Raw genomic sequence first — 1,615 nt, 5'->3', positions numbered from 1 at the left:
CCCAGGCGGGCAGCGAGTTATACAACAGCCCTAAATCGTTCTGGTTTTCTGTGGTCACAAACTGGCTGAGACGATGGGCATCTTCCTCTGATAAGCCAAACATCCATCTCAGGCCACTAGCGGCATCGGCTGTCTTTATCCCACCTTCCATTTCAGCCTGATAGGTCAGCGTACATAATCCGCCTTTTCCTGCACAGTCAGACAACATTTCGGCCCGTTGTGCAGCGCTCAGTTCTCCGTATTTGATCCAGATGGCTTCGGTAGACGTATCTTGCTTATTGGCTTCTTGAAGTTCTCTGGTCAGATTGTAAACACTCATGGAATGCAGGTGATTGAAGAGGATCACGATTTCACCGGCATTGGCACCACTGTTAGCGCCTTCTGCGCTATTAGTCGCAATCGCCCCGGCAACGCCGCCGATAATTTTGCCGCCGGCCTGAATGCTCATTGGGTCACTGAAAGTTTTATCCAGCGTGATTGCCGCCAGTTCCGCTGTTAATGCACCTGCCGCGGCCCCTTTTGCATTACCGCCACCGATCTCGGCCGCCAGAGCGGAGACAGCCGCATGGCTAATTGCTTTACCCGGCACACCCAGAACCTGGCCGTTATTGCCAATCAGATTGGCCCCTTCCGCATTAATCTGGCTGCCAATATTAGACAGCAGGGCCGTGGTGAAATTGTCTTTAAAGCTGCCGCCATTAAGGGTTATCCCCAGACTGGAACCAATAATAGACTGGCCCGCGACTCGTTGAGCCACTTTGCTCCAGTCGCCGTTGCTCAGGGAAGGTAATTTTGCCTTTAACGGATCCAGTTTTGCGCCATTCGCCGCGTTATCCCATCCCATCACCGTATCAAAACCTGCTAATGTGCCACCCATTGCCATTGAAGTCAGGGTGGATTTAACGGTATCGCTGCTTCCCATCGCTTTTAAGGTTTTGGACAGGTCACCCTGATTATCCACCAGAGCGACCGCCGCCTGAGAGGCCAGAGCCGCCATGCCGGAAGCTGTCGCGCCGTAAGCCATGGAACCCACGGTAGCGGCAGTACTGGCGGTAGCCCCCGCTGCCGTCGCCGCTGAACCTGCCGTGCCTGCGGCTGATCCGGCCACCGAAGCCGTTATGCCTGCGCCTGCCGTCACGGTGGCGACAGCAATCGCGATAACCGCCGAAACCACCGGGTTCAGGTGCTGGCTTTTATAATCCCAGCTGTCATAAGCATCTTTAACTAAGTTCCATTGCACATCCTGACGTTCATTGAGTCCTTTCAGCCAGGCGGTTTCCGGGGTATTACCGAAGACGGAGACGGCATTTTGTAATGACTGACCATTTTTAGCTTTAATGTCCGCGCTGACACCGTTGGCGGTCTCTACAGTGAGTTTTCCACCGAGATGAATAGCAGGAAGCACCCAGGTATTTTCAGTGTAACCTTTATCTGTCTGCTTGATGTAGAACCCTTTGGAATGGGTAATCGTTTGCGCAAAGGTGCTGTTGTTTACCGCCTTAAAATTAACCTGACCGTGCGTACTGGTCAGTTTGGCATGTTGATGGGTGGCGATTTTGCTGGCTTCATAGGTGCTGTCATCCCGGCTTAACAGGTTAATATCGCCGCCGGCGGT

The 1,615-nt window shown here is 53.3% G+C and carries 1 protein-coding gene; it reads right to left on the bottom strand.

Annotation, left to right across the window (positions count from 1 at the left end):
- Positions 1-1,615 (bottom strand): DUF637 domain-containing protein (locus ACGF63_RS22795; RefSeq protein ID WP_387633365.1); only part of this gene is annotated, 1,615 nt, incomplete at both ends.

This window comes from Photorhabdus sp. RM322S, from assembly GCF_042879395.1.
GTDB lineage: Bacteria > Pseudomonadota > Gammaproteobacteria > Enterobacterales > Enterobacteriaceae > Photorhabdus > Photorhabdus khanii.
The sequence above is the reverse complement of the archived record's forward strand: the minus strand, read 5'-3'. Positions and strand labels throughout refer to the sequence as shown.